Here is a 15,287-nt window from a genome sequence, read left to right as displayed (position 1 = left end):
TAGCAAAATAGATAGGGTATTTAGTTAAAACCGTTTGATAAAAAATACGAATAAAATAGGGGAATCTTAAACTTTTGACGGGTTATCTGGGATTTGGCTTGTGTTATTTCAATTTAGTTTTAACTGAGTATTCAATTCAACTAGCATAAGTTATTATGGTGAGGATTCTTTTTCCCTAATTTTACTTGTGATTTAAAATAATGATTCTTGCATAGCGACAGAAACAACAATGACCATAGCCCTATTTACACGGAATTAGCAGGTAAGAGTAACTTGCTTGTTTCTTTTGGCGGTATAAGGCAAGGTTTAGGTATTCCTGTATTTGAGTTCTTCAATTCATTGAATAAACTGGATTGTGATAAAGTGTTTATTAGAGACTTTAATCAGGCCTGGTATCACAAAGGAGTAAGTGAAGAACTGAATAGCATTGGAGCTATTAAAGACTATCTTCAAGAGCTCTTGCATGAAGGAAATTATAAGCGTGTTTGTTTTATTGGCAATTCAATGGGAGGGTATGCCGCTATTCTTTTCGGCAATTTGTTAAAAGTAGATGCTGTTATTGCTTTTGCTCCCCAAACGTTTATTGGAAGACTCAAACGGTTTTATTATTGGGATTTTCGCTGGGCAAATGAGATGAAAGCACTACATACTTCAGATCAAGCTGAAACTGATTATTTCGATTTGAAAGATATTTTACGAAAGGGAATAGGTACTCATACCCAAATCCAGATATACTATTCCAAGAAGCATCGACTGGATAAAAATCATGCTGAAAGACTTAAGGACAGCCATGATAATTTAGTTTTGATAGGAATGAGTGAAGGCGACCATGAAGTTGTTAAAGCCTTAAGAGACAATGGCCAGTTAATGCAAATTATTACTGAAGCATTCCAATAGTTTATTTTATCCTTATACCTGCTAAATACTTTAATTGAATTTCCGCTAGTTTAGCTGAATATTCTGCATTTTGTTTTCTGGTTTCTGCTGCAATTAAATTAGTCTGAGATTCTCTATACTCAACAGGATTAGATAGCCCTATATCATATCTTTCTTTGGCTATTTCATTATTCTCTTTTGCTACAGCCACGTTTTTCTCTTCAATATTTATTAACTCAATACTGTTTAAATAACTAAGAAACTGCTGCCTTATAGAAGTTTCAAGATCAAACATTCGCTGCTCGTAGTTTAACTCAGCTATTTCTTTATTGATTTTAGTGTTCTGAATTACTCGATTGATATTGAACCCATTAAATAATGTGACACTGGCATTAAAACCGTAAGAAAGATCAGTTGTGGAGCTTTCAAATGTAAAACCTACAGCTCTTTGAGTTTCAGAATAATTATATCCCGCAAATACTGAAAGGTTGGGCAATCTATCGGCTTTCGATGCTTTTTCCTGAAGCTCAGCTATTTCTTTAGCTCTTTCCAAGACATTGAGCTCTTTATTAGTTTGTATTGAATTTAATAGATCGTCCAGTGTTATATTTCTATCGAACAATAAGGTGTTGTCCAGGTCAAATTCTGATTCACTTTTGGCATTCATTTGCCTTACCAACTCTAGTTTTTGATTTTCTAAAACCTGCTTTTGACTAAGGATATTTGATTGATCAGTATTGTAATCTACCTGTGCTTGTAAATATTCCAATTTTGATCCTTTCCCCAGTTCATATTTATCCTTTGCAATTTTGAGTCTATCTTCAGAAAGTTCTAGATTACTTTGTAAAAGTTTTAAACGCTCTTTTTCTAAGGCAGCCAAGTAATAATTTGTAGCTACATTGTATATCGTTGTCTGAATGGCAAAATCTAAAGCTTCCTGCGATTGAATATTCTGAGACTTTAAAATATCGTAGTTGACAAACATTCGGGTTCCATCAAAAATGGTCCAATTGATATTGCCTCCTATGGTAGTTGATTTGTTCTCTTGGTTATCAATATCTCGGACATCACCACCTACAATTTGCTCGCCATTTACCAAAGAATTATTCTGATTGGCCGATAATGTGACAGTAGGGAGGAAACCTGCATTTCCTAATGTGTAGTTATTTTCTGCAATTTGTTGGGTGCCTTTTGCAATCTTAATTCCATAGTTATTTTCCATTGCCAACTCAATAGCATTCTCAAGGGTGAGTTTTTCCTGAGCCCAACTGCTTGCTGAAAACATTAATAGAATAATTAGAAATGTGTTCCTCATATTCTTGCCATTCTTTTTTGTTTACCTGAAATGTATGAGTATATGGCTGGAATGACATATAGTGTAAGAACAGTAGCGAATATCATCCCTCCAATAACTGCCACACCCATAGACACTCTACTTTCAGAGCCAGCCCCCAATGCCAATGCTATTGGTAAAATGCCCAGAATGGTGGAAAGGCTAGTCATTAATATTGGTCGGAATCTGGATTTGGCAGCACCTATTATAGCTTCATCAATGCTCATATCTTGAGCCTTTCGCTGATTTGCGAATTCTACTATTAGAATTCCATTTTTAGTCACCAAACCTATGAGCATGATTATACCTATCTGACTGAATATATTCATCGTCTCGCCAAACAGGTAAAGCGATAGTAGGGTACCTGCCAATGCCAATGGTACTGTAAACATAATGATCAGGGGATCTCTAAAGCTTTCAAACTGAGCAGCCAATACGAGATAAATAAGTATTAAAGCAAAGCCAAATGCAAAATACAAATTGCCAGAACTCTGTTTAAATTCAAGCGATGTACCTGCAAGAGCTGTTGACACTGATCCATCCAGCACCTTTTGAGAGATTTCATCCATTTTATTTAAACCATCACCTAAACTATAGCCTTCTTTCAGTGAGGCAGATATCGTTGCTGAAGCAAAGCGATTGTAGCGATAGAGTTGGGGGGGTGTAGTTCGTTCGGTTAGTGTTACTAAATTATCCATCTGTATCAACGTTCCATTATCGTTTTGAACATAGATAGATTTCAAGTCAAGCGGATCATTTCTATCCTGTCTTTCTACCTGACCAATGATTTGGTATTGCTTACCATTCTTAATAAAATACCCGAAGCGCTGCCCACTTAATGATAGTTGAAGGGTTTGAGCAATGTTTCTTACTGACACGCCCAAATCGCGAGCTTTTTCTCTGTCAATTTCAATACTTATTTCTGGTTTGTTAAATTTTAAATCAACTTGCACAAAATCGAAGACACCAGAATTCTGTGCTTCATCTAAAAAGGCTGGAATTACTTCATTTAACTTATCCAGCGTTCCGGCCTGTAGAACGTATTGTACTGGCAGGCCACCTCTCCGGTCACCAATAGTTTGTGGCTGAGTTACAAAGGCTCTCGCTCTAGTATTTTGTGCAACTTTGGGCTTGAGTGCATTAACTATTTCTTCCTGACTACGTTCTCTGTTTTCTGTATCTACTAAATTCACGACTGCAAAACCTGAGTTTACACTGGAAGAAGCTCCAAAACCTGGAGATGTAATGGTAAGTATGGTTTCATTTTCAGGAACATTCTCTTCAATTAGCTCTGTGAGCTGATCCATATAGAAATCCATATACTCGAAAGTAGCACCCTCTGGTCCGGTGGCGTAAATTCTGAAATTACCACGGTCTTCCATGGGAGCCATTTCTTCCTGAATGTTTGAATTGAGAAGGTAGATGCCACCAGCTGATAATAATATAATGACAAATGCCAGCCAGCGGTATTTCATAAAAGTATTTAATGAATTACCATAAGTTGTGTTTAGCCAAACAAAAAATGGCTCTGTAACGCTATATATCCACTGTTGTTTCTCTCTCTTCTTAAGCATTTTAGCACTTAGCATTGGGGTAAGGGTAAGCGCTACAAAACTTGATATCACTACTGCACCAGCAACGGTAACTCCAAATTCCCTGAATAATCGGCCTGTTAAACCTTCCAGAAATACGATTGGGAAGAATACTGATGTAAGTGCAACAGTAGTACTGATTACGGCAAAGAAAATTTCCTTCGCACCATTTTTACCGGCTTCATCAGGGTTTTGTCCTCCTTCTATCTTACTATATATGTTTTCCAATACTACGATGGCATCATCTACTACAAGACCAATGGCCAGTACAATGCCTAAAAGAGTTAATACGTTAATCGAGAAATCAAAAGCGTACATTAAGAAAAATGAGCCAATTAGACTAATAGGCACAGTAATGATAGGGATGAACGTAGTTCTCCAATCCCTTAAAAAGGCAAAAATAATTAGCGCAACAAGTCCAAAAGCAATGTATATAGTTTGTTCAACCTCATCTATGGAGTCGGATATATATTGTGTATTATCAAATGATATTTGCGTTTCGATATCCGAAGGAAGGTTCTTTCTAATGCCTTCTAATCTTGTATAGAATTCTTTGGCAATATCTAGGTTGTTGGAACCTGGTTGCGGTCTTAATACCACAATAACCATTGGCACGCCATTGTTTTTTAGGACAGTGCGTTCATTTTCCGGAAAGAACTCGGCACGACCAACATCTCTAAATCTTACAACCCCATTATCATCTTCCCTGATAATCAATTCATTAAATTCTTCTGGGCTATTTAATCGGCCTTGAGTTCTAACAGAAAGTTCAGTAGAAGCACCTTCAATTCTACCAGAAGGTAATTCAAGATTTTGTGTATTTACAGCGTTTAGAATATCAAGCGGTGTAATCCGATAGGCCGCCAACTTATCAGGATCCATCCATAGTCGAATAGAGTATCTTTTGTCGCCCCAGATATCAACTTGAGAAACTCCTGAGATCGTTTGAAAATTTTCTTTGAACAAGTTTTCAGCTAATTCGGATATCTCTAAGAGATTTCGGTTTTCACTAAAAACACGCACGCCCATAATAGGGGAGTTGTCGGCATCTGATTTTGAAACTACCGGAGGTTCAGCATCAGGAGGAAGGCTCCTCACTGCTTGTGAGGTCTTATCTCTCACATCATTGGCAGCAGCTTCTAAATCGCTATCGATACCAAACTCAACTCGAATTGTAGAACGACCGTCCCTGGAAGTTGAAGTAAGTGATTTGATACCCGAAATTCCGTTGATCGATTCTTCCAGTGGTTCGGTAATTTGAGTCTCAATAATTTCTGCATTCGCACCAGGGTAGGTAGTAGAGACAGTAATTACCGGTGGGTCAACGCTCGGGTATTCTCTCACCCCCAAAAAGTTGAAACCTACAACACCTAATATCATTATCAGTAATGACATTACGATGGCCAAAACGGGCCTATTAATACTTATACTTGATAAACTACTCATTAAGTGGTATCAGATTTAAGTTAACTGGCATCCCAGTTCTTAGTTGTAAAATACCAGTGGTAATAACTGTATCGCCATTATTTAAACCACTTGTGACCTGAATGTTATTACTCATTCTAATTCCTGTTTCAATTTCACGAGTTTCGACTTTTCCATTTTTACTTACAAACACCTTTTTGCTATTGAGTTCAGGAATTACAGCCTCTGTAGGAATGAGTATAGCCTCTTGAAAGGTGGAAATGGTTAACCGTATTTTTGCGAACTGACCAGGCAATAATTTGTTTTCTTTATTAGCACTTGTGGCACGAATACTTATTGATCGTGTTGAAGGATCAATTTGAGGTTCTATTGCATAAATACTTCCCTTGAAAAGTTCATTTTCATAGCCGTCTACCTGAAATTGTAGTTTATCCCCTTCATTTACCTGCGCAGCATATTTCCCAGGAACCGAGAAATCTATTTTAATTGGATTGATGCTATAAACTGTTACTAACTCATCGGATGAACTTATGTAACTGCCGGGGCTCACTTTTCTTAATCCCGCAATTCCATCAAACGGTGCTCTAATAAGGTGCTTTTGTAATTGCACTTCTCTTACTCTAATTTCAGCAAGCGTTGTATTTAAGGTGGTTAAAGCCGTTTCATATTCTTCCTGACTGATGGCCTCTTTTTTTAATAGTTGCTTTTGCCGATACTCATTATCCTCATTTAGCTTTTTGGTAAAGTTGAGTTTATCTATTTCAGCACGAACCTCACTTGCATCCAATGCGATTAGAAGTTGACCTTTTTTAACCCTTTGGCCTTCTTCGAAATTGATTTGAATTACCCTGCCCGATACTTCTGGTTTCAGAACAACCGATTCATTGGAAGTTAATGAACCTGTTACTCTGAGGTCGTTATCTAATTTTTGACTTTGAGCGACAACAGCATTCACTTCTAAAGCTTGTGATGATTGCGGGACCGGTGAGTTTTCTTCTTCAGTAACTTCCTTTTTTACTTTTGGGTAAACGATGAATGCAATCAGGCCCAAAATAATGACGGAAATAAGTATTGTTTTTGCGGTTTTATTCATGTCGTTAAATTCGCTACAAAGTTAATGTTTAAACGATGATTAATGTTTAACCACTCATCAAAAAGAGACTAATAACCAATAGCAATAAATGAAAAGGTCATTAGCATCGACTAATGACCTTTATTACGTTTAAAGTAGTTTTAAGATATTGTTATTTTCTCAATTTTATCGCCAGCCTGAATCTTATCAATAACCTCTAAACCGTCTATCACTTTACCGAAGCAGGTGTGGTTTCTATCGAGGTGAGCGGTATTATCTCTGCTGTGGCAAATGAAAAATTGGCTACCTCCTGTATTGCGTCCTGCATGCGCCATGGAAAGAACTCCACGATCGTGAAATTGGTTATCTCCATCCAATTCGCAGTCAATAGAATAGCCTGGGCCACCTGCACCTGTGCCATCGGGGCAACCACCTTGAATGACAAAGTTTGGTATCACCCTATGAAATGTAAGTCCATCATAAAACCCATCTTCTGATAATTTTACAAAGTTTGCGACAGTATTAGGAGCATCTTTTTCATAAAACTCCACTTTCATAGTTCCTTTTTCTGTTTTTATTTCTGCTGTCTTCATTTGACGTTCATTTATTTAACAAGGCAAACCTATAGAAATTCTAGCTTATATTTCCTGATCTTCTAATTTTGATGAATGCTGAGTAAAAGAACAAAAATGAAGTTGATTAACTGGTGGCCGCCAATGCTGGGGACTGGCATCAGTTTAAAATATATCAGTAAAGATTTTTCACGGTTTGATGTCATCATGAAACTAAGATGGTACAATAAGAACCTTGTTGGTATTCATTATGGTGGGTCATTATATAGTATGTGCGATCCATGGTACATGTTTATTCTCACAGCTAATCTTGGTAAAAAATATATTGTAATGGATAAATCTGCAGCTATTCGCTACAAAAAACCTGGTAAAGGGACGGTGAAATGTACTTTTCAGTTATCACAGGAAAGAATATCAGAAATAAGAAAAGAGATTAATGAAATAGGTAAAAATGAATACACCTTCTTATGTGAAATTCTTAATTCAGACGGAGAAGTGATATGTGAAGTTGATAAAACCGTGTATGTACGCAAGAAGGATTTTGATTGGGATGTGAACTAGGATAAAATGCCTCATTATTATTTTTGGGTTAAAAGTTATTATACCATATGATGTTTTGGAAAACATATTAATTACAGTAGAATAAATAACTAAAAAGTACTTATACCAATTCAAATATTTAGCTAGCTTTGAATGATCAGAACTAGTTTTTATGTTACGTTTCATAATAATTTTATTAAGTCTCGTGATATCCACTTTTGTAAGTGCCCAGTTTATTGATGTTTCACAAGACTTGGGTATCACAACTCAATATGGTACAAGTACATTAGGTGGTGGAGTGTCATTTTATGATTTTAACGCAGATGGTCTGGACGACCTTACACTAGCTACTTCATCAGGTCAGAGCATTAAATTCTTTATCAATAAAGGAAATGGACAATTTGAGCAGATTGATCTTCTGCCAGAAGAAAAATCAGAATCGAAACATGTTTTGTGGATCGATTATGATAATGACGGTAATACAGATTTTTTTGTTTCCAATTTTGACGATATTAATAAACTTTATAAAAATACTGGTAGTTTGAAACTGATTGATGTGACAGAGTCAGTGAATCTGCCGCTAAGCACACTTACTTCATTAGGTGTTGACTGGGGAGATTTTGATAGAGATGGATTTTTAGATTTATACGTTACTGATAAAAGATATGATGGAAAACCGGAGTTTGCTTCTAATAAACTTTATAAAAATATAAATGGCAATTCATTTCTAGATGTTACACTTGAATTAGGTGTTGCAGACTCTGCTAAACTTCCTTTTTGCGCTTCTTTTTTTGATTATGATCGGGACAGATGGCAAGATATTTATATAGTTCAAGATTTAACACCACTATCTACATTGCTGAATAATCGGTCAGCATTAAAATTTAAAAACACAAGTATAAGATCTGGATCTAGTTTGCCAAGAACTTCAGGCATGGGTATAGCGCTAGGTGATTATGATAATAATGGGTTTGAAGACATTTATGTTACAAATATCCAAAATGGAAATAGGCTGCTCATGAATGATTCTTCAATGTTTACAGAAGTTGCTGAGAATGCTAATGTTACCTTCAATGGGTTTTGTTGGGGAGCTAATTTTTTTGATATGGACAATGATGGTGATTTAGATCTATATGTGAGTGGATCATTAGTTGGTAGCCATGTTCCTTCAAGTGCATTATTTGAGAATAAGTCAAGTGGAAATTTTGAGAGATTTGAGCAAGGGTTTGTAGGTGATACAGTGGCTAGTTATGCAAATGCAATCGGTGATTTGGATTCAGACGGTTTACTTGATATAGCAGTGAACAATATTAATGATTATCAAAGCCAAATATGGCATAACTTGGGGGCCGACAATAATTGGATAAAATTTGATTTAGAAGGTACTCTTAGTCCGAAAGATGCTTATGGATCACTTATTAGAATATTTGTTAACGGTAAAGAAGCGATACAAAGAAAATATTGTGGCATTGGCTTTTTAGGACAAAATTCAAAGTATGTCCATTTTGGATTAAATAATAATCAAAGTGTTGATTCTGTTATAGTTGAATGGACAAGTGGGCATAATGATACTGTCAGAAGTGTGTCGATAAATCAAATTAATAAGCTTAAAGAAGGTAGGTACTCTGTAGTGAAACCCAAACTGGTAATTGAGGGAAAAGACTACTTATGTCCAGGAGAGGGAATAGTTTTAGGTTCATCTATTTATAGTTCTAAATTTGATTATTCATGGTCTAACGGATCTAGTTCTCCTATGATAATTGTCGAGGAATCAGGTATTTATAGATTGGAAGTAGATATAGGTGGGAGAGCCCTGGTTGACTCAATTAATTTACAAATAGAATTTGCAGAATCTCCAAATCCTGATGTTATAATTAATGATGTCAACTGTTTTGGCAATGAAGATGGAGAAATATTTTTATCAGGTGAGTCACTTTCATTTGTCGAATGGGAAGATGGGATAAATTCATTTACAAAAAAAATGTTACCTCCCGCTAAATATAATGTTGTTATAGGTAACAATTTCGGTTGTGAATTGGATACATCTTTACTAGTATCAGAACCAGAAGAGTTAGTAATTAACATTACTTATACGACACTTGAACCAAATGAATTTAATGTTTATGCTAGTGTCTCTGGAGGAGTAGAACCTTATAATTATTTATGGAATGATGCTCTAAAACAGACTAATGACACTATCACTATAAATTTACCTGGAATTTATGAGCTTACTATTCGAGATAAAAATGATTGTTTTGAAAAAAAAGTCATAAGGATAGAAGATCCAATATTAGATTCTGATGAAAGTTTAAATTCAGAGATATTGAAAGTGTTTCCAAATCCAGTTCAAGATTACATATTTATTGATAATTCCAATGGTATATTCAAATCTTATGAAATTGTTGATGTTATCGGTAAGCTTATTAATTATGGAACACTGGAAAATGATTTAAACCAGATAAAATTATCTCAACACAATAACTCAAGGCTAATTATACTTACATTATCAGGGGACAAAGAAAAAAGAAGAATGAAAATCCTATTTCAAGATTAATTTGAAAGACAAATTCTCCAAAGACTCAGATAACTATGGTAAGTACCGGCCAACCTATCCGGAAGGGTTGTACGATTACATAAAATCAAAACTTAACGGCAGGAGTCAGGCTTGGGATTGTGCAACAGGTAACGGACAAGTAGCAGGTAGACTCGCAGAAATATTTGAAAAAGTTGAGGCTACTGATCTGAGCGCTAATCAAATTAAACATGCTATAATCAAATCGAACATACATTATTCCGTTCAAGTGGCAGAAAAAACCAATTTTAGTGATCATCAGTTTAATTTAATTACTGTAGGGCAGGCATTACATTGGTTTAACTTCGATCAATTTTTCAAAGAAGTGAAAAGGGTTTTGAAACCTGATGGTGTACTCATTGCCTTCGGATATGGGTTAAATTATGTTAATGCTGAAGTTGATGAGATTATAAAGCATTTTTACTTTAATATCATTGGCCCATATTGGGATGACGAGCGAAAACATATTGATGACAAATATCAATCTATCTCATTTCCTTTTGATGAAGTTCAACGTCAAAATTTCCATTTAAAAGTAGCTTGGGATATAAATCACTATTTAGGTTATTTAAATACGTGGTCTGCCGTAAAGCATTATCAAAAAAAGAACGGTAAAAATCCCGTTGATCAAATCAAAGCTGATCTTAACGAAACTTGGGGCAGCATGAATTTGGAAGTTACATTTCCAATATTCACGACCTGCGCTTATGGGTAAAAATGTAATTATCAGATCCTCAACTGGTTATATAATTACCTCTTTTTCGATTCATTTCTTTTCCTATATTTATCGATTGACTTTATTAAGCGATTCTACATGAGCCAGACTTTTGATATCTCAAAAATTACCACTGTTAAACTTGATGAACTTCGCTATGTGACGGATCCATTAGCAGATAACACTGTGAAAAACATCATAGAATCAGGTTTTGAGAAGCAAGTAAATGAAGTTTTTAAAACACTGGTGAGCGAATCAAGTATCACAAAATCAAGCTTTAACAAGTTTGATCAACAACTTCAGGACATACTCAATGACTACATCGATGAATCAGCCAAGTTGCCGGATTGGGCAGATCAAGAACTGATAGAAAAAGGAGAAGAAGTATTTAGTCTTTATGGGCCAGAGATATTTATGTTGCTGAATGTGAGCTCATTACCAATGTGTTATACTTGTGGCAAAGGAGCTTTAGTGCTTTATGATACTGGAAGGCTGCTAACCCACAATGGCAACGTTCATCCATTAGCGAGGAGACTGATGGAAACTGCCCAAATGATCGTGAATGTAATGTCGGAAGGTGGCCTTAAACAAAGCGGGCAAGGTATTATTACAATTCAGAAAATAAGGCTAATTCATGCGTCTATTAGGTACTTCTTGAAAACCAAAGGCTACAATGGAGCACCATGGGATGTTCAAGAAAATGGAGAGCCAATAAACCAGGAAGATCTTGCCGGAACGCTCATGTCTTTTGCACCGGTGATTTTAAACGGACTTGAGCATTTGGGAATCAGCTTGTCGGACGAACAAAAAAATGCTTATATGCATTCCTGGAAAGTTGTCGGTTATTTAATGGGAATCAAAGAAGAGCTATTACCATCAACATTTGACGAGGGATTTTCTTTGGCATCCAGAATACTACAACATCAAGCCATACCCTCTGAAGCTGGTAAAGCACTGACACAAGCTTGTATCGATTTTATAAATCACACTATTCCAGGTAACGCTTTCCATGAATTACCATCGTACTTGATGGCTACTTTCTTAGATGATTTCTCAAAGGCTTCAAATAAAGATTTGGCAGAGTATATTGGTGTTTCTAAGAGTGACGAAAAACAAGGAAGAATTGCCATGGCTATTTCAAAATTTATATCTAAAGGGATAGGACAATTAGAGCATCACCTGTTTATACAAAAGGTGTCTAAATCATTCAATAAATTATTAATGCAAGGTATCATTCACCACTTTAATGGTGGGAAGGAGGTTAATTTTTACATACCACCGTCATTGAGAAAGAATTGGAATTTAGAAAATGAATGGGAAGACAGTAGAAGCCTGTTAACCATCGGTGAAAATAGAATTGCATTGCAACGAAAAAAACAAAACATCTAAATGAATACAAGCGAAATTCCGGGTCTGGATAAAAAGACTACCATCGTTATACTAACCACTTCAGGAATCCTATTAAGCTGGTCTTTTGGTAGCTCGCTTTTAGCATCAGGCCCAACTTCTGCAAGCATTATAACCTATACACTCTACTTGTTTTATTGGTTTTATGCTTTTAAATACGATAACCCATTAATATTACGACTAGCCATTTTTGGAACCATAGCGGGTATCTTGGAATTGGCTACGGACCATTATTTAGTTAGTACCATTAACAGCCTTGTATATCCTGGCAATGAATTGATGATTTGGAGTTCACCGGCATACATGCCATTTGCATGGTCGAATGTTATTCTTCAGCTAAGCTTTGTTGGTGTGCTTCTAACCAAAAGGTTTGGCCTGTTGAAAGCGTCAATATTTTTGTGCATTGCTGGTGGAATGTATATTCCTATGTATGAGCATTTGGCCAAAAATGCCGGTTGGTGGTGGTATCATAACAACACCACTATGGTGCTAAATGCACCTCTCTATGTAATTGTTTGTGAGGCACTTATCTCACTTTCATTACCCTTGCTAGTGTACTATTCAGAACATAATAAAGTGGGTAAAACAATAGGTTTGGGTGTCGCAGAAGGAGTCTGGATTTTAATCAGTGCCATCATAGCTTTTCATGTAGCACATTAAATTTTGATACAGATCATTGTTATATTGCATTTAGATATATCTTAAATTAATGAACATAGCTTCATTTATAGACTATTTTATTCACCCTAGTCGTTTTGGCGATTTGGAAGAATTAAGGCGTGCCAGACTATTAGTCAGAGCATGCTGGCTTACCAGTTTATTCTCAAATTCTTACATTCTTTTTAGTTATTTGTTTGGGTACGATAAGGGCGTTTACCTTATGATATTTAATGTCGTTGGGTTTATTGTGCTCGCCTTTTTTGTGAAAACTAAATTACCCATCGTTTTATTGGGTAATATTTATGTATTCATTGGCTCGTTTGCAGTCATATTCCTTACTCATTTTTCTGGCGGAATGTGGTCGGCAATTTATCCATGGATAATATCCATTCCGGTTCTTGCACTATTGGTTGTTAATAGGTCTGCTGCTATTTTTTGGGGAGTTATTTCATTCAGTGCCATGGTAATTTATGGCGTTTTGGCGGTTGAAGGCTATGAATTACCCGTAGAGTATAATCCTGAATTTAAAACACTATGGTTTCTTTCAGTAGTGCCTGGCCTACTTTTAATTATCTTATTTATTTCATTTGTTTTTGAGCATACCCAAACAAAAGCACTCAATAGTTTAGCGGAAAATAATGCTCAGTTACAGGAACAGAAGGAGATGATTGAAATGCAATCGGAGCATCTGTCTAAACTTGTTGAAGAAAAAGATTACATTATTAGGGTTTTATCACACGACTTAAGAAGTCCACTTAAAAATATCTCCAGTCTTGTTTCACTTATGGAGGTAGAAAAAGATGAGACTATGAGTCATGAATATTCTAAAATGATTTTAGATGCTTCTAGCAGTGCCCAGCACTTAGTAAATAGGGTATTGGAAATGGATGCATCTAGTCAAAACCACGTGGAATTGCAGCATGAAGAGTTTGATGTAAATGAATTTTTGGAAGAACTGATCTTGGGTGTGGAAGAATCGGCCAATTCAAAAAATATTAAAATTGTTTATGAAAATAAGGCTCCAAAAGCTCGTGTAAATGCTGATGAAACCTATTTTGCCTTAATTTTTGAAAACCTTCTCTCAAACGCTATAAAATTTTCTGAGAAAGGGAAAGAAGTTAAAGTTCAAACTACAGTAGATAATGAGAATTTGCAGGTAAGAGTGATTGATCAGGGGCCTGGTGTAGCAAAAGAAGAGCAGGATAAGCTGTTTCAAAAATTTTCAAAATTATCTGCAAGACCAACCGGAGGTGAAAGCTCTACAGGACTAGGTTTGTCGTTAGTAAAACGCTATGCTGAGTTAATTGAAGCAAAGGTTTGGTATGAGGATAGATCAGGCTATGGTGCAGTTTTCGTGGTGGAGTTTAAACCGATAAGCAATTAAGCTAGAATTCAAGCGTCAATTGAGTTTCTTTAGGTTCTTCACTTTCATCCTGTTCTTCATGGTTCAAATTGTTCAAAGCGAGGCCTAATAATCGGAAACCATTTTCAATTTCAATTTGAGAGGCTAATTCATCATAAATCTGCTCGATCTGTTCCTTGGTCTCAATCCAATAATCAACCGTTTTACTACGAGTGATAATTCTGAAGTCCGAGTACTTCGCCTTCAATGTTAAGGTTCTGCCTACAGTCTTTGAGGAATTCATTCGTCTAACCAACACATCAGTGATTGTATCTAATTCTTTTCGAATAGCCTCCATGGTCATCAAATCATTATTAAAGGTATTTTCTGCACCTAATGATTTTCTTATTCTATTTGGGTTCACTTCCCGTTCATCAATGGCTCGGGCTATTTTGTAATAATAGTATCCAGACTTCCCAAATCGATCCACCAATGAGTATTCTTCCCATTTCTTTAAATCAGATCCGGTGAAAATCCCCATCTTATGCATTTTTTCAGCTGTTACCTTACCTATACCAAAGAACTTTTCAATGGGCATTCGCTCAACATAAGCCACTGCCTGGTCGGGTGGAATCAGAAATAAACCATCAGGTTTTTTAACATCAGAGGCGGTTTTAGCCAGAAACTTGTTCATGGATATACCTGCTGAAGCTGTTAATTCGGTTGATTCTTTAATTCGTTTTTTTATTTCCAGCGCAATGCGTGTTGCGGATTTCATGCCTTTCTTGTTGGAAGTAACATCAAGGTAGGCCTCATCAAGTGACAAAGGCTCCACCAAATCCGTGTAATCATAGAATATCTCCCTGATTTGCTGCGAAACAGCTTTGTAAGCATCAAATCGTGGATGGACAAAAATCAATTCCGGGCACCTGTTAGCAGCTATTTTCGAAGGCATGGCTGACTTTACACCGTACTTTCGGGCTTCATAACTGGCAGCAGCCACCACACCACGCTCTGAAGAACCACCCACAGCCACAGGTTTGCCCTTTAGCTCAGGGTTATCTCGCTGCTCCACAGAAGCATAGAATGCATCCATATCTATGTGTATGATCTTTCGCATGTTGAGCGGTAGCCTGATACCTTTTTATATGACCGTTTAAATAAATGCAATTTGAAATGCA

12 protein-coding genes are annotated in these 15,287 nt (G+C 36.2%); 7 read left to right on the top strand and 5 right to left on the bottom strand.

The features are described 5' to 3' along the window. The first annotated feature begins 207 nt into the window (after window positions 1-207). Window positions 208-897 carry an alpha/beta fold hydrolase gene (locus JR347_RS13705; RefSeq protein ID WP_205721158.1) on the top strand — a complete coding sequence of 230 codons (690 nt, stop codon included), beginning with the start codon at window positions 208-210 and terminating at the stop codon, window positions 895-897. Between the two features lies 1 nt (window position 898). Here JR347_RS13705 and JR347_RS13700 read toward each other — a convergent pair whose 3' ends face one another. The 4 genes from JR347_RS13700 to JR347_RS13685 form a co-directional block, all read right to left on the bottom strand. Beyond that, window positions 899-2,161 carry a TolC family protein gene (locus JR347_RS13700; protein WP_205721157.1) on the bottom strand — a complete coding sequence of 421 codons (1,263 nt, stop codon included), beginning with the start codon at window positions 2,159-2,161 and terminating at the stop codon, window positions 899-901. A 26-nt stretch (window positions 2,162-2,187) separates the two neighbouring features. After that, window positions 2,188-5,247 carry an efflux RND transporter permease subunit gene (locus JR347_RS13695; RefSeq protein ID WP_205721156.1) on the bottom strand — a complete coding sequence of 1,020 codons (3,060 nt, stop codon included), beginning with the start codon at window positions 5,245-5,247 and terminating at the stop codon, window positions 2,188-2,190. Further along, a complete protein-coding gene (locus JR347_RS13690) occupies window positions 5,240-6,319 on the bottom strand; it encodes an efflux RND transporter periplasmic adaptor subunit (RefSeq protein ID WP_205721155.1) in 1,080 nt (359 codons plus the stop codon). Before JR347_RS13690 ends, JR347_RS13695 begins: the two co-directional genes overlap by 8 nt. Before the next feature lie 140 nt (window positions 6,320-6,459). Then, window positions 6,460-6,891, bottom strand: a complete 432-nt coding sequence (locus tag JR347_RS13685; protein WP_205721154.1) for a peptidylprolyl isomerase — start codon at window positions 6,889-6,891, stop codon at window positions 6,460-6,462. Window positions 6,892-6,966: 75 nt separating this feature from the next. Between JR347_RS13685 and JR347_RS13680 the strand changes: the two genes are divergently transcribed. The 6 genes from JR347_RS13680 to JR347_RS13655 all read left to right on the top strand — a co-directional run bounded on the left by JR347_RS13680 (window position 6,967) and on the right by JR347_RS13655 (window position 14,148). Next, complete coding sequence (locus tag JR347_RS13680; protein WP_235689680.1) at window positions 6,967-7,431, top strand: YiiD C-terminal domain-containing protein; 465 nt, start codon at window positions 6,967-6,969, stop codon at window positions 7,429-7,431. Between the two features lie 151 nt (window positions 7,432-7,582). After that, window positions 7,583-9,964, top strand: coding sequence for an FG-GAP-like repeat-containing protein (locus tag JR347_RS13675; protein ID WP_205721153.1), 2,382 nt, complete (start codon window positions 7,583-7,585; stop codon window positions 9,962-9,964). Window position 9,965: 1 nt separating this feature from the next. Then, window positions 9,966-10,697, top strand: coding sequence for a class I SAM-dependent methyltransferase (locus JR347_RS13670; protein WP_205721152.1), 732 nt, complete (start codon window positions 9,966-9,968; stop codon window positions 10,695-10,697). 99 nt (window positions 10,698-10,796) lie between these two features. Further along, window positions 10,797-12,086 carry an oxygenase MpaB family protein gene (locus JR347_RS13665; RefSeq protein WP_205721151.1) on the top strand — a complete coding sequence of 430 codons (1,290 nt, stop codon included), beginning with the start codon at window positions 10,797-10,799 and terminating at the stop codon, window positions 12,084-12,086. Continuing rightward, on the top strand, window positions 12,087-12,764 hold the full coding sequence (locus JR347_RS13660; RefSeq protein ID WP_205721150.1) for a DUF6989 domain-containing protein: 678 nt from the start codon (window positions 12,087-12,089) through the stop codon (window positions 12,762-12,764). 49 nt (window positions 12,765-12,813) lie between these two features. Then, window positions 12,814-14,148: a sensor histidine kinase gene (locus tag JR347_RS13655; RefSeq protein ID WP_205721149.1), complete on the top strand. Its 1,335-nt coding sequence runs from the start codon at window positions 12,814-12,816 to the stop codon at window positions 14,146-14,148. Window position 14,149: 1 nt separating this feature from the next. Here the strand turns inward: JR347_RS13655 and dinB are convergent, their stop codons facing one another. Next, a complete protein-coding gene (dinB, locus tag JR347_RS13650) occupies window positions 14,150-15,226 on the bottom strand; it encodes a DNA polymerase IV (RefSeq protein ID WP_205721148.1) in 1,077 nt (358 codons plus the stop codon). Window positions 15,227-15,287 lie beyond the last annotated feature (61 nt).

Origin of the sequence: Fulvivirga lutea, from assembly GCF_017068455.1 — a bacterium.
Lineage (GTDB): Bacteria > Bacteroidota > Bacteroidia > Cytophagales > Cyclobacteriaceae > Fulvivirga > Fulvivirga lutea.
Note: the sequence above shows the minus strand (reverse complement) of the source record. Positions and strands in the feature narration are given on the sequence as shown.